The organism is Alicyclobacillus macrosporangiidus CPP55, from assembly GCF_000702485.1.
Lineage (GTDB): Bacteria > Bacillota > Bacilli > Alicyclobacillales > Alicyclobacillaceae > Alicyclobacillus_H > Alicyclobacillus_H macrosporangiidus_B.
This window is the reverse complement of the sequence record NZ_JNIL01000001.1, coordinates 1039101-1061899: the sequence shown is the minus strand read 5'-3', so window position 1 is coordinate 1061899 and position 22799 is coordinate 1039101. Positions and strand designations below refer to the sequence as shown.

Genomic DNA, 22799 nt, shown 5'->3' with positions numbered 1-22799 from the left:
GTATGTCAGAAATGGGTGCAACGGAGGCAAATAGTATGTCATAATATGAGCCATACGGAGATGGTGAGGAGTGGTCCTGTGAATCAGGCAAGCGTTCAGCGTCTGACACCGGTGCAGCTGATTGAGGCCGCGGTCTGCCGGGGCGAAGCGGTCCTGTTGGAGAACGGGGCCCTCTGCGCCGAGACCGGAAAGTACACTGGCCGATCGCCCAAGGACAAGTATTTCGTCGCCTACGAGGGTTGCCCCTTGCCGAAGGAGGCGCACAACTGGCTGACCGAGTCCCAGTTCGAGCGGTTGTTTGACAAAGTCAAGGCGCACCTGGCGGAGAAGGGCGGCTACGTGTTTGACGGCGCCGTCAATCACCATCCGCGTTACCGCGTGCCCGTTCGGTTCGTGACTGAGTTCGCCTGGCACAACCTGTTTGTGCAGCGCCTGTTCATGCCGGGCGATCCGGACGTCACGCCGCGGTTCACCGTCTACGGGGTACCGACCTTGAAGGCTGATCCGGCGCGGGACGGCACGCGGTCGGAGACGTTCATCGTCTTGCACCTGGCGCGCGGGATCGTCCTCATCGGCGGGACGGAGTACGCGGGCGAGCTGAAGAAGTCCATCTTCACCTTGATGCATCACCACCTGGCGGAGCAGGGCGTGCTGCCGATGCACTGCTCGGCGTCTGTCGGCGAGGCCGGGGATGTGGCGCTGTTCTTCGGCCTGTCTGGGACGGGGAAGACGACGCTGTCCGCCGATCCAGCGCGGCGTCTCATCGGGGATGACGAGCATGGCTGGGGAGACGACGGCGTGTTCAATATGGAAAATGGGTGCTATGCCAAGTGCATCGACCTCTCGGAGGAGCGGGAGCCGGACATCTACCATGCCATCCGGTTCGGTGCGGTGCTCGAAAACGTCATGTACGACGAGACACGCCGCCCGTTGTACCACGACCGCACGCGCACGGAGAACACGCGTGCAGCCTACCCGCTCTCGTTCATCCGGAATGTCGAGCCCAGCGGCCGGGGCGGCCATCCGAAGGCGATTGTCTTTCTGTCTGCGGACGCATCCGGCGTGTTGCCGGCGGTGGCCCGTTTGTCGCCGGAAGACGCCCGGCGCCATTACCTGCTCGGCTACACCAGCAAACTGGCCGGCACGGAGCGCGGCGTCGTCAACCCGGAGCCGACGTTCTCCGCGTGCTTCGGAGCGCCGTTCTTGACGGATCGCCCGGCTCGCTATGCGGACATGCTGATGGAGCGCGTAGCCCGGCACGGCGTGCCCGTGTACCTGCTCAACACCGGCTGGGTCGGTGGCGGCTATGGGCAGACGGATCGTATGCCGCTCGCGCTCACGCGCAAAATTGTGCACTTGGTGTTAGCCGGAGCCCTCGACGACGTGCCGACGGAGCGGGATGAGGACCTGTTCCTGAACGTGCCGGTGGCCATCCCGGGCATCCCGGACGTCTACTTGCGCCCGCAGACCGGATTCGCGGATGCCCGGGCGTACGAGGCGGCGCGCAGCAGCCTGGCCGAGGCGTTCGGCCAGCGCCTGGCGCTGTTTGAGACGCTGTCGGTGTAAGACGACCGGCCCTTGGGCCCGACGCACTCTGTCCAGAGACTATTGCCCCCGCGGGAAAACGGGATACCCGCGGGGGCGGTTTTTTTGTGCGCGGAATGCGCAGCGATGCATGCGGCGGGTTTGGCTGCGCCACCTGAGCTTGGCGGCTGTGCGTCCAGATTTTCTTGACATCCCGTCCGGGTTGTCGTATTGTCTGTATGTACTAGTTGTCATGGTACACATGGACAATCCGAGGAGGTGTTCCGATGTGGTTGCGCGTCAACCCGAGGCTGCCCGTGCCGGTGTACCAGCAGGTGGTGGACGGCGTCAAAGCCGCCGTCGCCAAGGGGATGCTGGCCCCGGGGGACCGGCTGCCTTCGGTGCGCGAGCTTGCGGTGGAGTTGGCCATCAACCACAACACCGTGGCCAAAGCGTACCAGGAGCTGGAGCGCGAGCGCGTGATCGAAGTGATCCGCGGGCGCGGCACGTTCATCGCCGAGCCGGCCATCCCGCCGGACGAGGCGCGCCGGCGAGCCGAACTGCGGGAGGCGATGAAAAAGCTGCTCGTCGAAGCGCATCACCTGCACCTGCAGCCCGGCGAGGCATTGGCTCTGTTTGCGGACGTGGTCCGCGAGTGGGAGGAGGAGCAGGGACGGAGGAACGTGGACAGGGGGGAGGATTCGCATGGTGTGGACCGTGGAGACGATTGACCTGAGAAAAGTGTTCGACGGCCGCATCGTCCTCGACAGCGTGAGCCTGGCCGTCCCGGCCGGGAGCATCCACGGGGTGGTGGGGCCAACGGCGCCGGCAAGAGCACGCTGCTGCGCATCCTGATGGGCCTGTACCGACCGACCGGCGGGCAGGTGCGGGTGCTCGGGGAGCCGGTGGGCGAAGAGGCGGCCGAACTGCGCCAGCGGGTGCACCTGGTGGCCAGCGAGGGCGACCTGCCGCGGGCGATGCGCGTGCGGGACTACCTGCACTACCATCGGCTGCTCTACCACCGCTGGGACGACGCGCGCTGTCAGCGCCTGCTGGAGGCGCTGGAGCTGCCGGTGCGGCGTTCCCTGCGCCATCTTTCGCAGGGGATGAAGACCCAACTGCGCCTGGCTGCGGCGCTGTCCGCGCGGCCCGACGTGCTCTTGCTCGACGAGCCGACCAACGGGCTCGATCCGGTCGTCAAACGCCAGTTCCTGCAACTGCTGGTGCAGGAGGCGGCCGGGGCCGGGACCACCATCGTGATCGCCACGCACCATCTGGACGACCTGGACCGGATCGCCGACGGGATCACCGTCCTGTACAACGGGCGGGCAGTGGCCTCCGGCCAGTTGGACGCCCTGAAGCAGCGCGTCAAGCGCGTGCAGGCGGTGTTGCCGGGGGAGATCCCGGGGGCCGTCCGCCAGCACCCGGGCGTCGTCGATGTGGCGCGCAGCGGCCAGATGGTGACCGTCACCGTCGACGGGGACGCGCATGCGGTGATGGCGGCGCTGCGCCAGGCGGGGGCCCAGTATTGCGAGGCGCTCGATCTCGAGTTGGACGAACTGTTCCGGCATTTCATGGACAAGGAGGGCTATCGCCGTGAAGGGATTCTCCTTTCCTAGGGCCGTGGCGTACAAGGAGTGGCGCCAAATCCGCGGCTGGCTGGTGCTGCTGGCGGTCGTGTTCTGGGCTGCGCCCGTCAAGACCGTGGTCCGGTACTGGACGGGTGTTCACGCGCACCCAGAGCAGCAGCCACTTCTGGCCGCATCTGTGGTACAGATGTTGCAGGGTCTCCACCCGCATTTCGCATCGGTGAGCTGGACGGCCGCGGCCGCACTGGTCCTCGGCGTGGTGCCGATGAGCTTGGAGCGGGCGCGCGGCGGATTGTTGCTGACCTTCTCCGGGCCCGTGCGGCGGCAGGACGTGGTGCGAGTGCAGGCGGTGTTTTGTCTCGCCGGCGTCTGGGTGGCGCTGTTGCTCCTGACCCTGTACCTGTTCGTGGTCAATGCCGCCTTCGGACACGTGGTGACGACGGGGGACATCGCCGGGTGGTTTCTGATTCAAGGACTCCTCAAATCCGCCATGTTCATGGTTGGCTTCGCCGTGACCACCAGCGTCGGCAACCTCATCGCCGCCATTCTGTGCGCACTTGGCCTGGCGGGGTTCCCCATCTATGTCAGCCTGATGATTCAGGAATTGGCCCATACCAGCATCCAACCGGTGCCGTTTGATGAAGTGGTATGGCGGGTGGCGAACGACGTGATGGCGATGTCCCCCCTGGCGGGGCCAGGGGTGTCGGACGCGCCCCTGTGGTGCCTCGGCGGCTGGTACGCCGTCTGGGCGCTCGGGTGGTACATCGCCGCCGAGACCCTGTTCCGCCGTCTGCCACTGGAGCGGGAGGGGGCGCTGTTCGCCTATCCGGCCTTGTGGCACGTGCTGTTTGCCGGCGTCGGGTTGATTGTCGGGACCGTGTGCGGCGAGACGGCCGTAGGGGGCATGGAGTTTGATCCCAGGCGTACCCCGGTGCTCACAGCGGTCTGGCTACCGGTGACCTTACTGACTTGGTTCGCGCTGCACGCCGTCCGGCGGTGGTGGATCCGCCGGTTGCGGTCGGCGTGAGTTCGGTGGGGTGCGCGAGGGGGCGGTGCCGCTCCACTAAGCGCTCTCGCGAGTCGTTCCGCGGCACCGCCTCCCTCACCGCCGCCTTCGTCGCGCGGCGGCCTGGACCACAGTTCGCAGAGCCTTCGCAGCCCATAGGTTGAGGTGCGTTGCGCGGAGCGGCTCGCGTAAGCGCAGAAGCGGAGCGCGACGCTCCAACCCCTCATGGGGCGCACCCGGGCAGCCAGCGCAGGGGGACCGGGGTGCCCGCCGGCAGGACCGGTTCGTCGATGCGCACCAGGCAGTTGCTGGCGGCCAGACTCGAGAGCACCCCGGAAGACTGGGGGAGGCTCGTGTCCACCGTCAGGACTCCGTCCGCGAGCGCAGCTCGGGCACGCAAGACGCGGGTATGTTTGACCGGCTTGAGGTGCAGGTCGTGCGCCAGGCGCCCGGTGGCCGGGAACGGACAGACCGGCCGGCCCAAGGCGGCGTCGAACCACACCCGCACCAGCGATTCGAATTGGATCAGCGCGGCCGCCGGGTTGCCTGAGAGGGCGAACACGGTGCACGCGCCGATGCGGGCGGCGAGAAACGGAGAGCCGGGCCGCATCCACACCTTGTGCACCGACATCTCCCCGCCGAGGTCCGCGAGCACCCCTGGGATGAAGTCGTAGTCCCCTGCCGAGGCGCCGCCGGTGGTGATGACGCAGTCGCATGCCGCCGCGTGTCGGGCGATGGACTCCCGGATGCGGGCGGGATGGTCCGGCAAGACGTCGACCGCGGCCACTTCGCCACCGGCGCTGGCCACGAGGCCGGACATCAACGTGTCGTTGCAGCTGTAGATCTGGCCGGGGCGGAGCGGTGCCCCGGGAGTGGTGACGAGCTCCGATCCGGTGACGACGATCGCCACCCGCGGCACCCGGTGCACGCGCACGCGGGCGACGCCGAACGTCTGTGCCAACGCCCGCTCCAACGGCCCCAGCCGGGTGCCAGGGTTCATGAGCAGCGATCCCGCCGGCGCATCGTCGCCCGCGGGCTGGACCGAGTCCCCGGGAGACACCCGGCGCAGCACCGTCACCACGCCGGGCTCCGGCTCGTCGCACCACTCGAAGCGCGCCACCGCGTCGGCACCCGGCGGCAGAGGGGCGCCCGTCAGGATGCGCACCGCCTCGCCCGGGCCGAGCGGCGGGGCCGCCGCGTCGCCCGCAGCGGTGGTGGTGCGCACGCGCAGACTTACCGGAGGCACCTGGGCGTCCGCCGAGCGCACCGCGAACCCGTCCATCATCGCGCGCGTGAAGGGCGGCACCGGGATGGCGGCGAGGACCGGTGCAGCGAGGACGCGGCCCTCCGCCTCCGCCAGCGCCACCTCCTCCGCGGGCAACGCTTGGCCCATGGCCGTCACCCGGCGCACAGCGTCCTCAAAGGTGCAGTAGGCGTCCATGGTCATCACCTCGGAGACCGGCGTGTACCAAAACGGGAGGGGAACCGAACGTCCCCCTCCCGGCCGAGCGATGCGGGCGGTGCATCGTACGTCCGCCCTGCGTTGGGTCAAGACTGCAGGATCTGTTCGATCTCGTCGAGCGTCGCCTCGTCCAGTTTGTACCCGGACGCCTTGACGTTTTCCTTCACCTGTTCCGGACGCGACGCGCCGATGAGGGCGCTGGACACGCTCGGCAGGCGCAGCACCCAGGCAAGCGCAAGCTGGGCGAGCGAGATCTCCAGCCGGTCCGCGACGGTACGCAAGCGCTCCACCTTGTCGAGCAAGGCGTCGTCCAGATACCGCTGGATGGACTGAGCGACCTTTGGTGTGGCGGCCCGGGAGCCTTCCGGAAGCGGTTGGCCCTTCTTGTACTTGCCGGTCAACACGCCCTGGGCCAAGGGGGAGAACACCACTTGGCCGATGCCCGCCTCGTCGCAGATGGGAATGACCGCCGTCTCGATGTAGCGATTGAAGAGGTTGTACACCGGCTGGCTGGCTGCGAGTTTCCGCAGGCCGAGCTGCTTCTGCAGGCTGACCGCGGCCGCGATGCGGTCGGCCGGCCACTCACTGATGCCCGTGTACAGCACCTTGCCCTGGGCGACGAGATCGTCGAGGGCGCGGAGGACTTCCTCCAGGTCGGTCTCTGGATCATACCGGTGGCAGTAGAAGATATCGACGTAGTCGACGCCGAGCGCCCGGAGGCTCTTTTCGACTTCCTCGAAGATGTGCTTGCGGCTGAGGCCGCGGTTATTGACGCCTGGTCCGACCGGCCAGAACGCCTTCGTCGTCACCACGTAGCTGTCGCGCGGGTACTCGCGCAACGCCTGACCCAGGACCTGCTCGGCGGCGTGCGGGGTGGCGCCGTAGACGTTGGCGCAGTCGAAGTGGTTGATGCCCAAGTCGTACGCCGTCTTGATGCAGGCGATGGCCTGTTCCTGCTCCGTCACGGTACCGTATGTAAGCCAGCTTCCCAGCGCGATCTCGGATACTTTCAAGCCGCTCTTGCCAAGTCTGCGGTATTCCATGTCCCTCCACCTCCGCTCCCCATTGTACCCCACCCGGTTCCCCAGGCAAAGACGGATTTGGCGGGTTTACTGAAGGGGGCTTCGGCGGAAGTAGCCGAGGCGGCGGAGGGTGAACGGATCGTTCGGCGAAAAACCGAGCGCTTCCCACCAGGCGTCATCGGGACCCGCCAGGCAGGCGAGCCAACCGCCACACCCCGCCTGAACGCTTGCATCCATCGCGCACTCGAGCAGGGTCTCGGCGGTCCGGAGGCCGTCCGGAGACGCGGGATCGAGCGAGGGATGCAGCGCGACGCCAGTGATGAAAAAGTCCCGCAGCGCGTGCCGTGGCCAACCCGCCAATAGCCCGGCTGTGTGCCCGCCTGGCCAGTTCGCCGCAGCAAGCATCGGGGGCGGCTGATGCCCGCAATCGGCCAGCCAGAACTGGTGGCGGATGGCGGCGAGGGATCGGATGGCCGTCGCTTCGGCGTACGCGGACCCCGCCTCCTGGCGCCAGGCGGATACGACGCGGGAGAGCAGGGGTTTGGCGTCGCGCGCTTCAATCCAGGACGCCTGCGGGATCGGCAAGGACCGGGGGCCGCAGCCTTGATGGCCGCCCGTCTGTTCCATCGGGGGGGCGAAAAGCGAGATGAACTGGGTATGCGCTGGCATCGGGACACGCTCCAAAAATCAAAATGGCATACGCTTGGTCTCAGTGTACCATTTTTTCCAGGCCGCGCTCAGTGCAAGCCGTTAGTGGACTGGGGGGCGGGTGTGTGCTAGGATCGAGCCAACTGCGGCGGCGCGAAAGACCCAGCGCATGCCGAATCCACCACGCAGGCAGGGAAGGGTGTTGCTGGTGCCGAAACAATATGGGCGGGCGCCCGCCATGCAGCTTTTGGCGGACACACAGTATGAGGCGGTGATCCACACCAGCGAGGGCGATTTCACCGTGGAGCTGTTTGCGGAAGAGGCCCCCTTGACGGTGAACAACTTCGTCGCTTTGGCGAAGGACGGGTTTTACGACGGAGTGGTGTTCCACCGGATCATCCGGGACTTCATGATTCAAACGGGCGATCCGACCGGCACCGGGATGGGCGGCCCGGGCTACCGGTTCGCAGACGAGCTCCCGCCCGTGCGGCCGTATGAGCCAGGGATCGTGGCCATGGCCAACGCGGGGCCGAACACAAACGGATCCCAGTTTTTCATCTGTACCGGCGAGCAGTGCCAGCATCTGAACCGCTATCCGAACTACACGGTGTTCGGCCGCGTCCGGGAGGGGATGGACACGGTGCAGCGCATCGCCGCCACACCGGTCACCCGTTCCGCCACAGGCGAGATGAGCCGTCCCGTCCAGGACGTGCGGATGATCTCGGTGGAGATCGTCACGCGCCCAGCGGGTTGAGCGATCCCGAATGCAGGGCACCCAAGGTCACGTCGCCTTTTCTCGATCCCGATGTTCCTGGGCGTGGCCCTGGGCCGGAATGGATCCGAGCGCCGGGTCGACACGGCGCCAGGTGTTCAACTCGTGGATGCGGCTCGCGTAATCGGCGATGTCGGCGAAGTGGGCGGAGATGACGTCCCAGTCTTCCTCCTTGTGTACCTCTTGCAGCAGGTCTTCGATGACTCGTTCAAAACGGACGATTTGGTCGGGGATTTTGGCGCGGATCCGTTCCCACTGTACGAGAATCTCCTCTTGTTCCCGGGGATCCATTTCCTCGTACGGCCGCTCGAAATCCGGCAGCTCGATGCCGAGCCTGGGGTCGAGTTTGAAGGACATCGGCGCACCTCCTGCAAGGTCAGGTATAGTGATGTGTATGGCGATCTGTTGGCATACTTTCATCATAGGTGAACCTGAGCGCCGCGGACAACGTTGGATTTTTCGCCGCCAGCGTCCCGGGGGCCGGGACAGCGGGTGGTGCCTTGAAGGGGGACCGCGCAGCGCATGACGGTCCGCACAGCATTGGTGACGAGCGGCGCAGGCGGGCTCGGCTTTGCCGTCGTGCGCACGCTGTTGGAGTCCGGCTGGGATGTGTGTTTCACGTACCGGACGAGCCTGGCGCAGGCCGAGCGGTTGGCCGCACTGGCCCGTGAACGGGGCCGGCGAGTGTGGGTTGCGCAGGCCGATCTGTTGGACCGGGCCCAGGTGTCGGACGTTGTCGCGAAGTTCCTGTCTGAGTGTTCCGCCATCGACGCGTTTGTCCATAACTTTGGGCCCTTCGTGTTCGAGCGCATCCCGCTGGCAGCGTACACCGACGAGATGTGGACGCGGATGATGGACGGGAATTTGAACAATTTCTTCTGGATTTACCGGGCGCTCATCGGTGGGATGCGAGCGCGGGGATTTGGCCGCATCGTGACGGTCGGGTATGACGGCGCGGGGGAGGCGGCGGGCTGGCGCCACCGTTCGGCCTACGCGGCGGCCAAGTCCGCCCTCGCCAGCCTCACGCGCTCCATCGCGCGCGAAGAGCGCGACTTCGGGATCACGGCGAACATGGTCTGCCCTGGGGACATCCGCGGGGAGAACAAAGAGCGCATGATCCGCGAGGTGCCGCCCGGTCCCCGCGGTGACCGGCCACCTGTCGGCGAAGACGTGGCGCGGTTGATCGCGTTCCTCTGCCACGAGGACAGCCAGCAGTTGAACGGGACCGTAACGCAGGTCACCGGCGGCCGCGACATCCGCGCCCGCGAAGAGGCGCCGGCGGGCGGACGGCGTGCACACGAGGGAGTATCCGGCGAGGGGTGAGAGGATGGCGTACGCGGATCATCTGCGCCGGTATTTTCCGGCGGTGCGTGGAGTGACGTATCTGAACACGGCGTACGCGGGCGCGCTGCCGGAGGCGGCCGCCTCCGCCATGCAGACCGTGTATGCCCAGGCGTGCGCGGAGGGGCGGCTGGAACCGGTGCATACGTCGCGGCTCGCGGTGGTCCGGCAGCAGGTGCGCGAGCAGCTGGCACATTTATTTCACACCTCCGCGGACCGCATCGCGTTGACGATGGGGACGGCGCACGGACTGGGGCTCGTGCTGTGGGGATCGCCGCTGCAAGCGGGCGACGAGGTGTTGTACGCTGGACTCGGCGACGCGGACGCATTGCTCCCCCTGTACGCGTTCGCCCAGCGGCGGGGTGTGGTAATCCGGCGCCTCTCCGGCAGCCTGGACGGAGAGACGCTTTTGGCCCAGGCCGGGGCGAACATCACCCCGCGGACCCGCGCGATGATCTGTGCGCACGTCGCCCACCAGAGCGGCCGGCGCATGCCGGTGGAAGCGCTCGCCGAAGTATGCCGTGCGCGTGGCGTCCTCCTCATCGTCGACGGTTCCTACGGCGCAGGGGCAGATCCCATCGCACTGGAGGAAAGCGGCATCCCCATCTATGTGTTGGACGGACGGCGGTGGCTCTGCGGCCCGTTCGGGGTGGGAGCTGTCGTCGTCCACCCGGACGTGTGGTCCGTTCTGCAACCGGCCTTGACGGGGGAGCCGGCACTGGCCGACCCGTCTGCTCTCGACGCGTGGGGGTCTTTTCTCCTGGCGCCGGATGCGAGGCGGCTTGAGCTGGCTTGGGGCGATCCGGCGCAGTGGACCGGATGGCTGGAGAGCCTTCGCTTTCTGCGCGGCCAGGCCGGCTGGGATTTGGTGTTCACCCGGGTCCGCGGGCTGTCCGGCCAGGCGATGGAGGGTCTGCTCGACCTCCCGCACGTCCGGGTACTGACGCCGCGGGACGCGCGGGCGGGGATGCTTGCCTTGGAGGTCGCTGGGCGGGAGGCCGCGGCGTGGGCGGAGGACGCGCGGGCGCACGGGATCGAAGTGGGGATCAGTCCGGACGGGCGTTCGCTCAGGATCTCCTTCGGGCTGTACAACCACGAGGACGATGTGGAACGGTTCGTGAAGTGGCTGGAGCAGGCGAGGGCGTAATGACGCCGGTATAGCGGCAGGCGAAGGAGGGGGAGGCGGCATGGTGGGGCTGGTGATGGCGCTGTTGGGCACCGCGTGCTTTCTTTCGGGGATCTACTTCCTGTTGCGGGCCGTCTGGCGTCTTCGCATAGGGGATGACGAACGGGAGTTTTTGCGATTCGCCTTCATCGGGATGCTGCTCTGTGTATTGCCCTGGCTCTTCTTGTGGATGGGGGCACTGACGGCTTTCGTGCGTGGTCCGGTGCGGATGGGACTCGGCGGGTGAAACACGGACCTGGGACGGAACCGAAGGAAAACCCGGCTTTATGAGACCGGGTCCTCCGGATCCGCGTCCGCGCGGGCTTTTTCCATCCCCCCGCGAAGCTTCCACAACAGCACCGCTTGGATGGCGGCGGCCACCAGGATGCAGACCAGGGTGTACAGCGGGTGTGTCCGATCCAAACCTCTTCCCACTCCTTCCCGGGGCCGCCGGCATGCCGTGTACCGCGTGGGCCGCGGCAACGCATCCGCTGTCCGCTGTGTACGCTATCCGCGCACTTTGATGGCGCCGTTGCGGGCGGTCAGTTGGATGTGCAGCACCGATTCCCCCGTGTCCGCTTGACGGCGGAACCGGGCGCTGTTGCGGCGCGATGTCTCGCCGAACTCCACTTCAAAGCGCTCGGCGTCGATATCGACGGTCCCGATGCTGGTATGCGCGGTTCCGGTGACGGTCACGCCGTCTGGAACCCCGTCGATGTCGATCGTGCCATGTTTGGTCTGTGCGTATACGCTTCGCGTTTTGGCGTCCATCGCGTGAATGCTGATGGACCCTGACTCGCTGTCCAGATGCAGGCGATCGGCCGCGCAGCGGATGGCCAACACACTCCCGCGCGTCGTCTCAAGCCGCAGTTCCCCGGCTTGGACCGAATCGGCCAACACCCGTCCGCTGCGGGTCCGCGCCAACACGCGGCGGACGCCGCGGGGCAGAAACACGTCCACATCCGCAGAAACCACGGCAGCACCGGAGTCGGCGTCCTTGAATCCAGGCAGGACCGTCAACTCAAACCGGTCGTCACCGTGGAGGGTCTGCAGGGCCTGTTCGAGGGCTCGCTTGCCATCCGCCAGATTGTCGGTCCGCACGCGGGCGCGGACATGGATGGTGATAGCTGAGCCGTCCCCTTCGGCGATCTGCACGCTGCCGTGGCCGGTCTCCACACATACCTCCGTGACGCCCTCTGGCAGCCGCAGATCATGGGACACGGACACGACGGGCTGGTTCCACGACAGATGTTCCAATTGCTGTTCCACCACGCGCTTCTGCTGTTCGAGCGTGCGCTTCACTTCACTCAAGGACTGGGTGACCGTCGAGGCGATCTGCGCCCCCACCTGTTTCAGGTCATGAAGGGGGATGCGGCGGCTCCACTCTTGCCACGCCTTCGTGCCTGCCGCACGCCCGCTATCGCCTCCGAGGGCCTGCAGGAGCATCTCTGCCTGTTCCGCTGTGATCTTGCCTTCCGCCAACAGGTCGAGAATTTTTCTTTGCTCGCTCATCGGGACAACCGGTCCTCCTTTAATCGCTGCAGAGCTTCCTCAAAAGTCAATTCGCCGCTTCCGAGGGCGTCCAACACCTCGCCGACTTCGGCCCAAGCGTCGGCGGGTGCCACCTCGGGCGCCGGCGTGTAACCGAGCGCCTGAATCACCTGATCCAGCCGGGCGCGCACGGTCGGATAGGAGATCTTCAATTCCCGCTCCACCTCTTTGAAGTTGCCGCGGCAGCGCAGGAATACCTCGACAAACTGCGCCTGCTCCGGACTCAATTGAAACAGTGCAGGGGCGGTGAACGTCCCCTGGACCTTCGTGTCGCACTGCGGGCAGGTCAGCTCGGTCACCTGCATCGCTGTCTGGCATGCGGGGCAGCGCGTGGGCATGGGATAAGCCACAGGGTGAACCTCCTCTCGGATTCCCGACGGGGACCGGACATGCCGCCCTGAGGCCGGATCCGGCCGGTCCGGTGGGTCCATTTCGATTATGAACTCAGAAATCAACAATGTCAAACATGTTCATTAAAAATGGGCATGTCGAGATGTAAAAAGTGAAAGATCCCGATAAAAACGGTGGCTCGGCCCGATGAACAGGGACCGCCCCCTATCCACGGGGCCGGGCCCATGCGATAATGAGGGCGGGAGGGGATGAGATGGATCGGATGCCTGTGTATGTGGTGGACGGTGCGCGCACACCGTTCGGATCGTTCGGCGGCAGCCTGAAGGACATCACCGCGACTCGCCTGGGCGCCATCGCGGCGGCGGAAGCGCTGCGCCGTTCGGGCGTCGAACCAGACGCGGTCGACAACGTGGTGTTCGGGAACGTGATCCAGTCGCACAACGGGGCGCCGTATCTCGCGCGCCACATCGCCTTGGACGTGGGCGTGCCGGTGGAGACGCCGGCGCTGACGGTCAACCGGCTGTGCGGGTCGGGGTTGCAGGCGGTGGTGACGGCGGCCAAGGATATCCTGCTGGGGGAAAGCCACATCGCCTTGGCCGGAGGGGCGGAGTCGATGAGCCAGGCGCCTTACGTGTTGCGCGGGGCCAGATTCGGACAGCGCATGGGCGATGCCGTTGCGGCCGACGTGCTGACGGAGGCGCTGACCGATTGCCGGGGGAACCTGCCGATGGGGATCACGGCAGAGAATTTGGCGGAACGTTTCGGCATTACCCGGGAGGCGCAGGACGAGTTCGCATGCCTGAGCCAAGCGCGCGCCGCGGCCGCCCGGGCATCGGGGCGGCTGGCGGAAGAAATCGTCCCGGTGTCCGTGCCGGGCCGAAAAGGCGACACCCTCGTGGAGCAGGATGAGCACATCCGGCCGGGCACGACCCTCGAGGCGCTGGCCAGGCTCAAACCTGCCTTCAAGGCGGGAGGTACCGTCACGGCGGGCAACGCCAGTGGTATCAATGACGGGGCGGCCGCGGTGGTGGTGGCGTCCGGACAGGCGGTGGCCGAGCGGGGGCTCAAACCCGTGGCGCGCATCCTCGGCTGGGCGGTGGCCGGTGTGGAGCCGGCGTACATGGGCATCGGCCCGGTACCGGCGGTGCGCAAGGCCCTGGCGGCGGCCGGGGTGTCGTTCGAGGACGTGGCGCTGTGGGAGGTCAACGAGGCGTTCGCGGCCCAATACCTGAGCGTCGAGCGGGAACTGGGCCTGCCCCGGGAACGCACCAACGTCAACGGCGGCGCGATCGCGTTGGGTCACCCCATCGGTGCCAGCGGGGCGCGCGTGTTGCTCACGTTGGCGTACGAACTGCGCCGGCGCGGCGAACGCATCGGCGTGGCCTCCCTGTGCATCGGCGGCGGGCAGGGCATCGCGATGGTGATTGAATCCACCGCGGACTGACCCTAAGCCTGACCGGAATCCGGCGGACCCGCGGCGGGCCCGTGTGGCACCCTATCCGATGAACCTCGGCCGGCGAAGGCCCTTCGGGTAGAGGTTGTTTACGCGGCCCGCCGCGCGCTTTCCCCACCCGAGAGGCAGACCGTCGACATGCACCCACACCCATCCTTTCTCTCCGGTGTCCGCCAACGCCTCTCCTGCGAGGTAGCGGGCCGCGTCGGCTTCGCCCAGGGACAGAGACCGCCTGGCCGCCCCTGGCGCGAGCGCCATCGCCAGGGCATGCAGCGGCTCCATGCGATCCCGCAGCCTCCTGGCAATCGGCACGCCGGGCCGCAGGACCCGCAGTCCGTCGGGCAGCGGGCGGGGCGGCCAGGTGTATGCGAAGTCCCCCCGCCACAGCGGTCGTCGCCAAGACTCGGGGACGGGGACGCTGAGCAGGTCGTCCCACCAACCCTCCAGCCGGACTTTACTCGGTGGTCGCCCGCGGCCGCGGACGGCGGCCCGGGCGCTCCCGTCCGCCGCGGGGGTGTGGAGCACCTGCAGCGCGGCAACGAAGTGCCCCTCGCCCATACCACGGTGCGGCCAAAGGCGGCGGGTGTGCAGCAGGCGCGGATCGCCGTTCGCCCAATCGGGTTGCCCGGGCGTCCACCCGGGCCACTCCGGCAGCGGCAAGACCTCCACCGGGTGGTGTTGAAGCGCCCACGCGACGACCTGTTCGTTCTCCACTGGATTGAACGTGCAGGTGGAGTACACCAATCGCCCCCCTGGGCGAACCAGGCGCAGGGCGTGCCTGAGGATCTCGCGCTGGCGATCCGCACAGCGCGCAGGGGCGTCTGGCGACCACTCCGCGATGGCCGCCGGGTCTTTGCGGAACATCCCCTCCCCGGAGCAGGGTGCGTCCACCAGGACCGCGTCGAAACACGGGCCGAGGGCGTCCGCCAAACGCTCGGGTGTCTCCTGGAAGATGGTGGCCTCCACACCGGTCCGCTCCAGGTTCTGCGCCAGGACCTCGACGCGCCCCGGATGGATCTCATTGGCGGCCAGCCACCCGTGGCCCCCGAGCGCGCGGCCGATGGCGGTGGTCTTGCCACCGGGGGCGGCGCACAGATCGAGCACCCACTCGCCGGGCTGCGGGGCCAGGGCCGCGACGGCAGCCATGGCGGAGGGCTCCTGGAGATAGTACAGGCCCATGTCGTGGTAGATCAGGCGGCCGAGCGGACTGTCGGGCGCGATGTAGTAGCCGCCGTCCGCCCACGGCACGGGATCGCCCAGTTCGCGGCGCACCGCTTCGGGCACGGGCAACGTCACGGCGGCGGCGAGGGGGCCGGCGCCGTCTGCCGACGCGGGGCCGGCATGCCGGGCGGGCTGCACGTCCACGCGGTGGAGCCGGACGGCGCGCAGCGGCGGCTGTTCCAGCGCGGATGCCAAGTCGTCCCATTCCGGGCCGAGCCACCGGATCATCCAATCGGCAAATGCGCGGGGTGCATTCACGCGGTCTCCCTCCTTGCGGATGTATGTCCAGGATACCGCAAGGGACGGATGGTTGCGCGCACGGGCGTTCGTCCGTATAGTGTGGATGGACGAAAAGGGGGGTTATCCATGCCGACGCAGCCGAGCAAAGAGCTGGTCGTGGTGCCCAATCCGCACCCGGACCGCGTGTACGATGTCGAGATGTCGACGCCGGAGTTCACGACCGTCTGTCCGATGACCGGGCAGCCGGACTTCGCGACCATTACCATTCAATATCAGCCGGGGCCGTACCTGGTGGAGCTGAAATCCCTCAAGCTGTATTTGTGGAGCTTTCGGAACGAAGGGCATTTCCATGAGGACGTGACGAACATCATCCTCAACGACTTCGTCGCCGCCGCCAAGCCGCGCTTTTGCCGCGTCATCGGCGATTTCACCGTGCGCGGCGGGATTCACACGAAGGTGACGGTGGAGTACCGGCAGCCGGATCCCGCCTGAACACCCACCGTCGCATCAACTCGTAACTGGCGGTGGATGAGACGAGCATCGCGGCCGCTTTGGCGGCGTCATCGGCCACACGCGGCTGCAGGTGGCCGAGGTGCGACAACCAACCGCCGAGCGTCAGCCACGTGGCGTCGTTGAGGGCGACGTTCAGCGCCGCCTGCAGGAAGAATCGCCGCCGTTCGCTGCGGCTGCCGTCCGCGCGCTCGGCGAACGTCCAGCGGCGGTTCCACCCGTAGCTGTTGACGAGAGCGCACGCAACGGCGATGGTATTGTACAGCGTCCGCTGCCATCCACCGGCCGGCGCGGTCCACAGGAGGGCGTTGAGCACGCCGAAATCGATGGCCGCAGAGAGGGCGCCGACGCAAGCGAACTTGACGACGCCAGCGCGGGTATCGTGGCTGCCGCGGATTCCGGGTGCCAGACGAAACCTTCGCATCGCGGTGGGCATGGGAGACCTCCCGTCGTGACTTCACCGGGCGGACGACGGGACGCCCGGCCCGCCGCGGCTTTCCTCATTCATACCCCCGCGACTTCGAAATTTGCTTGAAGAAAGAAGCCCACAGAAAGGATTCCGGCGCTTGTGACCGGGTCTGGCGCAGCCGTCACGGATCGACGGTCTTGTGGCGTACGACCGACTGGATCTGATTGCGATCGTCGACAAACACCACGCGAGGTTCCAGCCGGGCCCACTCCTCGTCCGTGACGATGGACAGGGACAGGATGATCACCTTGTCTCCTGCCTGGAAGTGCCGCGCAGGCGGGCCATTGAGGCAGATGGTCCCCGATCCGGGGGTGCCCTCAACCGCATACGTCTGCCAGATGGTTCCGGTGGACAGATTGGTGATCTGCACGACCTCAAACGGACGGATATCCGCGGCGTCCATCAGGACCTTGTCAATGGTGATGCTGCCCATGTAGTTCAGGTCGGCCTGCGTGACCGTGGCACGGTGGATCTTGCCCTTGCACACTGTTCTCAGCACCGAATCCCCTCCATCCTAGCACCCCTGGGCGGTTGTCCAGCCTTTGCCAAATCTCCCGACATATCATGTGCAAGGCTCTTGTGAGGGGTGACTCGTGTGAGCGATCCAATGGTGCGCGTGGGCATCGTCACCACGGTCCTGCCGCGTAGCGGAGGCCCCTCGGGGGCGCGGCCGATCGCATACTTCCGCCGCATGGCATTGCGGGCTGCCGAGTTGGGTGCGGAGCTGTCCGTGTTCTCCCCTGAGGATGTCAATTGGGCGGCGCGCCGCGTGCACGCCTGGGTGCCGGCCGATCTGGACCGTCCCGAGGGACCCTGGCGCTGCGTCTGGCGTCCGCTCCCGCAAGCCCTCTACGAGAATGTGTTCGTCCATTTGGCCGTGCGCGGGTATACCAACGGCTTGCGGGCCCAAGCCCGGCGGCACGGCATCCCGTTGTTCAATCCGGTGCTTCCGAACAAATGGCAGTTGTACCGGTGGCTGCGCCATACCGATCTGGCCCGCTACCTGCCGGAGACCCACCGGCTCACCGCGCCCACCCAGGCCATCGCGTACATTCACGAGTGGCGTAGCGCCTATGTGAAACCGATCGGGGGCTACGGCGGCACCGGCGTGACGCGGGTGGAGGCGTCCCGCGACGGGAGGTTTCGCGTCAGCGCCGATCGCCTGCGCCAAGGAGGCGCCATGCGCCGATGGATGACCGAGCGGGCACTGGCCACCTGGCTGACCACCCACGCGCGTACTCCGCATCTGGTGCAGCGCGGGTTACCCCTGATGACCCTGGCTGGACGGAAAGTGGACTTCCGCGTGGTGGTTTGCCGGGGCCTCGGCGGCAGGTGGCGCACCGTCGGCGTGATTCCCAAGCGGGCCGCACGGGACGGGGTGGTGACCAATCTCGTCGCCGGCGGGGAACGGCTCGACCTGGCGCGCTGCCGGGCGCTCGCGGCTCGCGAGGGAAAGGTGATTCCGGTCGCCGACCTGGAGGAATGCGCCTTGGCGATCGCGAAGAAAATCAGTGCACGCCGACCGACCACGGGCCTGCTCGGGTTCGACCTGGGCGTCGACGACGCCGGGCGCGTTTGGCTGATTGAGATGAATCCGAAACCGGCCCGGTCGCTGCTGGATGCGGAAATGAAGCGTATGGCGGCCCGCTTGAACGCAGAATTTCTCGTCCATCTGGCGCGCAGAGGTCGCGTGTGACGGCCACCGGCCCGTGCCGGCGCGTTCTGCGCTGGCGCGGGGCGACCTCGTGGTCACGACCGGAGAAGGGGGAGGACATTGCGCACGTACAGATGGGAGGAAGAGATCCCGGCGCACCAGGTGCTCGCACCGGACGGATCCGTCGTCGGGGAGTGGCCGGATGCGTTGGACGACGAGCGGCTCTGTTCATTCTATCGATGGATGGTGTTCGCCCGCCGCTTCGACCAGCGGGCCTTGAACCTGCACCGCCAGGGACGGCTGGGCACCTACGCGCCGTTCTCCGGCCAGGAGGCGGCCCAAATCGGCAGCTTCGCGGCGCTGGAGAAGACGGATTGGGTATTCCCGAGCTACCGGGAGGTGGCCGGGATGATGTACCACGGGCTGCCGCCGGAGATGGCCCTGTTGTTCAGCAAGGGCCACCCGGACGCGGGCAAGATGCCCGCGGAATTGAACATGCTGCCGGGCCAGATCATCATTGCGGCGCAGATCCTGCACGCGGTGGGGGCGGCCTGGGCTTGCAAACAGCGCGGGGAAGACCGCGTCGCGGCCGCGTTTTTCGGGGACGGCGCGACGTCGGAAGGGGATTTCCACGAAGCCCTCAACTTCGCCTCGGTGTTTCGGGTACCGGCCGTGTTCGTCTGCCAGAATAATCAGTTCGCCATCAGCGTTCCAGTGACCCGGCAGATGGCGACGCCGACAGTGGCCCAGAAGGCGGTGGCGTACGGCATCGAGGGGATCCGCGTCGACGGCAATGACGTGGTCGCCGTGTACGCCGCGATGTGCCGGGCGGTGGCGCGGGCCCGCGCCGGCGGCGGGCCGACGCTGGTGGAGGCGGTCACCTACCGGCAGGGGCCACACACCACGGCGGACGATCCGCGCCGTTACCGCGATCCGCAGGCGCACCAGACCTGGGTCGAGGCGCGCGATCCCATTCGCAGGGTGCGCCTCTATCTGGAGCGGCGGGGAGCGTGGGACGAGGCGGCGGAGGCCGCCTGGATCCGGGAGGTGGACGAGCGCATCGCTGCGGCGGTGGACAGGGCCGAGTCGTACCCGGCGCCGGACGCGGCGGAGGCGCTGTTCGGGCACGTGTACGCGGAACCGACACCCGGGCTCGCGGCCCAACGCGCCGCATTCTTGGCGGAACAGGCGGAACGGGGGGGAGTCGGATGGCCGAGCGCACGATGATCCAGGCGATCCAAGACGCCATCGCCACGGCTCTGGCCCGCGATCCGCGGGTGATGGTCCTCGGCGAAGACGTGGGCAAGAACGGCGGCGTGTTTCGCGCCACGGAGGGGCTGCAGGAGCGGTTTGGGGAGGATCGCGTGATCGACACCCCCCTGGCCGAATCGGGCATCGTCGGCACGGCCGTCGGCCTCGCCGTCGCCGGGATGCGCCCCATCGCAGAGATCCAGTTTCTCGGGTTCATCTATGAGACGATGGACCAGTTGGCGTCCCAGGCCGCGCGCATTCGGTTTCGGACCCAGGGGCGCTTCACGGTGCCACTGGTCGTCCGCGCCCCCTTCGGAGGCGGGGTGCGCACGCCCGAACTACACTCGGACAGCCTGGAAGCCCTGTTCTTGCACACCCCCGGTCTGAAGGTGGTGATGCCGAGCAACCCGTACGACGCCAAGGGGTTGCTGCTCGCGGCCGTAGAGGACCCGGACCCGGTCCTGGTGTTGGAGCCGATGCGCCTGTATCGCCTCGGCCGGATGGAGGTGCCGGATGGCTTCTACACGGTTCCGATTGGACAAGCCCGTCTGGCGCGGGCGGGCGAGGACGTGACGATCGTCGCCTGGGGACCGACGGTGCCCGTCGCGCTGGAGGCGGCGGACGCCGCAGCCGCCGAAGGGGTATCGTGCGAGGTCATCGACCTGCGCACGGTCTCTCCCATCGACGCGGTGGCGCTGACGCGCTCCGTGGAGAAGACGGGCCGCGCGGTGGTGGTGCACGAGGCGGTGCGCAGCGGCGGCGTCGGGGCCGAGGTGTTGGCGGCCATCCACGACGGGGCGTTTTATTCGCTGCTCGCCCCCGTCGAGCGCGTCACCGGATTCGACACCCCGTACCCGCCGCCGGCGGTGGAGGACCTGTGGCTGCCGACGCCCGCCCGTGTGCTTGCGGCCGTGCGCCGGGTGATGCAGGCGTGAGGAGCGTGAAGGACATGGTGTATCGGTGGGCGTTGCCGGACCTCGGCGAGGGCGTGCACGAGGGGGAGGTGGTCCGCTGGCACGTCTCCCCGGGCGAATCGGTAGCGATGGACCAAGTGCTGGCGGAGATCCAGACGGACAAGGCCCTGGTCGAGATCCCTTCACCCGTCGCCGGACGGGTCCTGCGGGTGTTGGTGCCGGAGGGGGCGGTGGTCCCGGTGGGCACGGTGTTGGTGGAAATCGAGACCGAATCCGAACAGGCCGGCGCCTCGGCAGCAGCTTCGGAAGGGGAGGCTGGTGCGGTGCGCGGCACGGCGTCCGGCGAGGGAGGCCGTCGTCGGGCACTGGCCGCCCCTGCGGTGCGCAAACGGGCGCGCCAGCTCGGCGTGGACATCGACAGGGTGACCGGGAGCGGGCCCGGCGGGCGCGTGACGATGGCCGACGTCGAGGCGGCCGCCCGGAGCGGAGAACCTGCTTCGGTTGGGCTCGCAGGTCCCGCGCGGGGGCAGGCGCCCGAATCGCCGGCAGTGCCGGGAGCGCCGGAAGCGCCCGGCCCATCGGGGACATCAGGAGCGCCGGGCATATCCAGAGCGCCCGCGCCCGCCGCGGCGCCCGAGGCGGAGGAGGAGCGCGTCCGCCTGGCCGGGTTGCGGCGCGTGATCGCCGAGCGGATGGTCCACTCCCTGCACACGGCGGCCCAGGTCACGGGGATGGACGAGGCGGACGTCACGGAACTGGTGGCCTTCCGGGCGCGGGCCGCCGCCGAGGCGGAGGCGCTCGGCGTCAAACTGACGTACCTGCCGTTCATCATCAAGGCGGTGATCTCGGGGCTTCGCGCCTACCCGTACCTGAACGCCAGCCTGGACGACGCGCGCGGAGAGATCGTGCTCAAGCACCGCTACCACATCGGGATCGCCGTGGATACGCCGGACGGACTGGTGGTGCCGGTGATCCGCGACGCGGACAGGAAGAGCCTTCTCGAGCTGGCGCGGGAGATACAGGATTTGTCGGAGCGGGCCCGCAAACGGACCCTGACGGTGGCCGAGTTGCAGGGCGGGACGTTCACTCTGTCGAATATCGGTTCGTTCGGCGGTACGTTCGCCACGCCGATCCTGCATCACCCGCAGGTGGCGATCCTCGCCACTGGGCGCATCGTCCGGCGGCCGATGTTTGACGCCGAGGACCGGGTGGTACCGCGCCACCTGATGGCTGTCTCATTGACGTTCGATCACCGGGTGCTCGACGGCGCCTACGCAACCCGCTTCATGCGGCACGTGGTGGAGCGGTTGGAGCGGCCCGAGCGGCTGGTGTTGGAACTGTAATCACCCGGCACGAGCGGGGAGAGGAGCATCACCCGCGCGGGTGGGGAGGGAGGAAGGACGATGGAGTTCGAGTACTCCGACAAGGTAAAGCGGTTGCAGCGGGAACTGACGGCATTCATGGAAGAGGTGGTGTATCCGGGGGAGAAGGTGTTCCGCGAGCAGTTGGCCCAGGCGCCGTCCCGGTGGACCATCCCGCCGGTGATGGAGGAGATGAAGGCGAGGGCCAAGGCGGCTGGGTTGTGGAACCTGTTCCTGCCGGACAGCAAGTGGGGGGCGGGGCTCACCAATCTGGAGTATGCGCCGCTGGCGGAGATCATGGGCCGCTCTCCCATCGCGCCTGAGGTGTTCAACTGCTCCGCGCCGGACACCGGAAACATGGAGGTATTGGTCCGTTACGGCACGCCGGAGCAGCAGCAGAAGTGGCTGATCCCGCTGCTCAATGGCGAGATCCGCTCTTGCTTCTCCATGACGGAGCCGGACGTGGCCTCCTCGGACGCCACCAACATCCGCGCCAGCATCGTCCGCGACGGAGATGAGTACGTCATCAACGGCCGAAAATGGTGGTCGACCGGCGCGGGCGATCCGCGCTGCAAGGTGGCCATCGTCATGGGCAAGACGAATCCGGACGCGCCGCGGCACGAGCAGCAGTCGATGATCCTGGTGCCGCTCGACACCCCGGGGGTGAAGATCGAGCGCCTGCTGCCGGTCTTTGGCTACGACGATGCGCCCCACGGGCACGCGGAAATCTCCTTCACAAACGTGCGCGTGCCCGCCTCGAACCTGATCTGGGGAGAGGGCAAGGGATTCGCGATCGCGCAGGGGCGGCTGGGCCCGGGCCGCATCCACCACTGCATGCGTCTGATCGGCATGGCGGAGCGGGCGCTCGAGCTGATGGTCAAGCGCGTCAAGGAGCGCGTGGCGTTCGGCCGGCCGCTGGCCGAACAGGGCGTGATCCGGGAGTGGATCGCCGACTCGCGCATCGAGATCGAACAAGCGCGCCTGTTGGTGCTCAAGGCGGCGTACATGATGGACACGGTCGGCAACAAGGCGGCGCAGAAGGAGATCTCGATGATCAAAGTGGTCGCCCCGAACGTGGCGCTGCGCGTGATCGACCGGGCCATCCAGGCGCACGGCGGCGCTGGTGTGAGCGACGATTTCCCGCTCGCACAGATGTGGGCGCACGCGCGCACCATCCGGCTGGCGGACGGTCCAGACGAGGTGCATCGGCGGCAGGTGGCGAAACTGGAGCTGCGTTGAATCGGCGGGGTGCGTTGCACAGTGGTGAGGGGGCGGTGCCGCGGAACGATTCGCGA

Annotated in this window: 26 protein-coding genes; 16 read left to right on the top strand and 10 right to left on the bottom strand. The window is 67.5% G+C overall.

Annotated elements, in window-relative coordinates:
- The first annotated feature begins 78 nt into the window (after positions 1-78).
- The 5 genes from N687_RS0105590 (at position 79) to N687_RS0105575 (ending at position 4140) form a co-directional block, all read left to right on the top strand.
- Positions 79-1566 (top strand): phosphoenolpyruvate carboxykinase (ATP), encoded by a 1488-nt coding sequence (locus N687_RS0105590; protein WP_197029211.1) that lies wholly within the window; start codon positions 79-81, stop codon positions 1564-1566.
- Between the two features lie 245 nt (positions 1567-1811).
- A complete protein-coding gene (locus tag N687_RS0105585) occupies positions 1812-2255 on the top strand; it encodes a GntR family transcriptional regulator (protein ID WP_029420920.1) in 444 nt (147 codons plus the stop codon).
- Entirely contained in the window at positions 2230-2379 is a 150-nt protein-coding gene (locus N687_RS23740) for a hypothetical protein (protein ID WP_156040051.1), read from the top strand. The genes N687_RS0105585 and N687_RS23740 overlap by 26 nt, the downstream gene beginning before the upstream one ends.
- Positions 2379-3143: an ATP-binding cassette domain-containing protein gene (locus N687_RS20740; RefSeq protein ID WP_051662983.1), complete on the top strand. Its 765-nt coding sequence runs from the start codon at positions 2379-2381 to the stop codon at positions 3141-3143. The genes N687_RS23740 and N687_RS20740 overlap by 1 nt, the downstream gene beginning before the upstream one ends.
- Positions 3121-4140 carry a hypothetical protein gene (locus N687_RS0105575; RefSeq protein ID WP_029420919.1) on the top strand — a complete coding sequence of 340 codons (1020 nt, stop codon included), beginning with the start codon at positions 3121-3123 and terminating at the stop codon, positions 4138-4140. The genes N687_RS20740 and N687_RS0105575 overlap by 23 nt, the downstream gene beginning before the upstream one ends.
- Before the next feature lie 202 nt (positions 4141-4342).
- Here the strand turns inward: N687_RS0105575 and glp are convergent, their stop codons facing one another.
- The 3 genes from glp to N687_RS0105560 all read right to left on the bottom strand — a co-directional run bounded on the left by glp (position 4343) and on the right by N687_RS0105560 (position 7272).
- Positions 4343-5560, bottom strand: a complete 1218-nt coding sequence (gene glp / locus N687_RS0105570; protein ID WP_051662982.1) for a gephyrin-like molybdotransferase Glp — start codon at positions 5558-5560, stop codon at positions 4343-4345.
- Positions 5561-5667: 107 nt separating this feature from the next.
- Positions 5668-6624 (bottom strand): aldo/keto reductase family protein, encoded by a 957-nt coding sequence (locus N687_RS0105565; RefSeq protein WP_029420917.1) that lies wholly within the window; start codon positions 6622-6624, stop codon positions 5668-5670.
- A gap of 66 nt (positions 6625-6690) precedes the next feature.
- A complete protein-coding gene (locus tag N687_RS0105560; RefSeq protein ID WP_029420916.1) occupies positions 6691-7272 on the bottom strand; it encodes a hypothetical protein in 582 nt (193 codons plus the stop codon).
- A gap of 187 nt (positions 7273-7459) precedes the next feature.
- Between N687_RS0105560 and N687_RS0105555 the strand changes: the two genes are divergently transcribed.
- The gene (locus N687_RS0105555; RefSeq protein WP_231493406.1) at positions 7460-8005 is read left to right on the top strand and encodes a peptidylprolyl isomerase; all 546 of its coding nucleotides are present in this window, start codon (positions 7460-7462) and stop codon (positions 8003-8005) included.
- A gap of 27 nt (positions 8006-8032) precedes the next feature.
- Here the strand turns inward: N687_RS0105555 and N687_RS0105550 are convergent, their stop codons facing one another.
- Positions 8033-8380, bottom strand: a complete 348-nt coding sequence (locus N687_RS0105550; RefSeq protein ID WP_035462072.1) for a hypothetical protein — start codon at positions 8378-8380, stop codon at positions 8033-8035.
- A gap of 165 nt (positions 8381-8545) precedes the next feature.
- Between N687_RS0105550 and N687_RS0105545 the strand changes: the two genes are divergently transcribed.
- The 3 genes from N687_RS0105545 to N687_RS0105535 are packed head-to-tail and all read left to right on the top strand — an operon-like array spanning position 8546 to position 10776.
- Positions 8546-9346 (top strand): SDR family oxidoreductase, encoded by an 801-nt coding sequence (locus N687_RS0105545; RefSeq protein ID WP_051662981.1) that lies wholly within the window; start codon positions 8546-8548, stop codon positions 9344-9346.
- Between the two features lie 4 nt (positions 9347-9350).
- A complete protein-coding gene (locus N687_RS0105540) occupies positions 9351-10511 on the top strand; it encodes an aminotransferase class V-fold PLP-dependent enzyme (protein ID WP_029420912.1) in 1161 nt (386 codons plus the stop codon).
- Positions 10512-10551: 40 nt separating this feature from the next.
- Positions 10552-10776, top strand: coding sequence for a hypothetical protein (locus tag N687_RS0105535; protein ID WP_029420911.1), 225 nt, complete (start codon positions 10552-10554; stop codon positions 10774-10776).
- 38 nt (positions 10777-10814) lie between these two features.
- On the opposite strand, the gene N687_RS23735 is transcribed toward N687_RS0105535, so the two are convergent.
- The 3 genes from N687_RS23735 to N687_RS0105520 all read right to left on the bottom strand — a co-directional run bounded on the left by N687_RS23735 (position 10815) and on the right by N687_RS0105520 (position 12430).
- Positions 10815-10952, bottom strand: coding sequence for a hypothetical protein (locus N687_RS23735; RefSeq protein ID WP_156040049.1), 138 nt, complete (start codon positions 10950-10952; stop codon positions 10815-10817).
- An 84-nt stretch (positions 10953-11036) separates the two neighbouring features.
- Positions 11037-12041, bottom strand: a complete 1005-nt coding sequence (locus N687_RS0105525; protein WP_029420910.1) for an SHOCT-like domain-containing protein — start codon at positions 12039-12041, stop codon at positions 11037-11039.
- On the bottom strand, positions 12038-12430 hold the full coding sequence (locus N687_RS0105520) for a DUF2089 domain-containing protein (RefSeq protein WP_029420909.1): 393 nt from the start codon (positions 12428-12430) through the stop codon (positions 12038-12040). The genes N687_RS0105525 and N687_RS0105520 overlap by 4 nt, the downstream gene beginning before the upstream one ends.
- 254 nt (positions 12431-12684) lie before the next feature.
- Between N687_RS0105520 and N687_RS0105515 the strand changes: the two genes are divergently transcribed.
- Positions 12685-13875 carry an acetyl-CoA C-acetyltransferase gene (locus N687_RS0105515; protein ID WP_269320485.1) on the top strand — a complete coding sequence of 397 codons (1191 nt, stop codon included), beginning with the start codon at positions 12685-12687 and terminating at the stop codon, positions 13873-13875.
- Positions 13876-13926: 51 nt separating this feature from the next.
- On the opposite strand, the gene N687_RS0105510 is transcribed toward N687_RS0105515, so the two are convergent.
- Complete coding sequence (locus tag N687_RS0105510; RefSeq protein ID WP_035462071.1) at positions 13927-15363, bottom strand: RsmB/NOP family class I SAM-dependent RNA methyltransferase; 1437 nt, start codon at positions 15361-15363, stop codon at positions 13927-13929.
- A 108-nt stretch (positions 15364-15471) separates the two neighbouring features.
- Between N687_RS0105510 and queF the strand changes: the two genes are divergently transcribed.
- The gene (queF, locus tag N687_RS0105505) at positions 15472-15837 is read left to right on the top strand and encodes a preQ(1) synthase (RefSeq protein ID WP_029420906.1); all 366 of its coding nucleotides are present in this window, start codon (positions 15472-15474) and stop codon (positions 15835-15837) included.
- On the opposite strand, the gene N687_RS0105500 is transcribed toward queF, so the two are convergent.
- On the bottom strand, positions 15773-16291 hold the full coding sequence (locus tag N687_RS0105500; protein WP_051662980.1) for a GtrA family protein: 519 nt from the start codon (positions 16289-16291) through the stop codon (positions 15773-15775). The genes queF and N687_RS0105500 overlap by 65 nt on opposite strands.
- Before the next feature lie 154 nt (positions 16292-16445).
- Positions 16446-16823, bottom strand: a complete 378-nt coding sequence (gene panD / locus N687_RS0105495; RefSeq protein ID WP_029420904.1) for an aspartate 1-decarboxylase — start codon at positions 16821-16823, stop codon at positions 16446-16448.
- A 96-nt stretch (positions 16824-16919) separates the two neighbouring features.
- On the opposite strand from panD, the gene N687_RS0105490 reads away from it, so the two are divergent.
- The 5 genes from N687_RS0105490 to N687_RS0105470 all read left to right on the top strand — a co-directional run bounded on the left by N687_RS0105490 (position 16920) and on the right by N687_RS0105470 (position 22743).
- Positions 16920-18020, top strand: a complete 1101-nt coding sequence (locus tag N687_RS0105490) for a YheC/YheD family protein (RefSeq protein ID WP_051662979.1) — start codon at positions 16920-16922, stop codon at positions 18018-18020.
- 78 nt (positions 18021-18098) lie between these two features.
- Entirely contained in the window at positions 18099-19205 is a 1107-nt protein-coding gene (pdhA, locus tag N687_RS0105485) for a pyruvate dehydrogenase (acetyl-transferring) E1 component subunit alpha (protein WP_029420902.1), read from the top strand.
- On the top strand, positions 19187-20164 hold the full coding sequence (locus tag N687_RS0105480) for an alpha-ketoacid dehydrogenase subunit beta (protein ID WP_029420901.1): 978 nt from the start codon (positions 19187-19189) through the stop codon (positions 20162-20164). The genes pdhA and N687_RS0105480 overlap by 19 nt, the downstream gene beginning before the upstream one ends.
- Positions 20165-20178: 14 nt before the next feature.
- Complete coding sequence (locus tag N687_RS0105475) at positions 20179-21486, top strand: dihydrolipoamide acetyltransferase family protein (RefSeq protein ID WP_029420900.1); 1308 nt, start codon at positions 20179-20181, stop codon at positions 21484-21486.
- A 60-nt stretch (positions 21487-21546) separates the two neighbouring features.
- Complete coding sequence (locus tag N687_RS0105470) at positions 21547-22743, top strand: acyl-CoA dehydrogenase (RefSeq protein WP_029420899.1); 1197 nt, start codon at positions 21547-21549, stop codon at positions 22741-22743.
- The last annotated feature ends 56 nt before the right edge of the window (positions 22744-22799 follow it).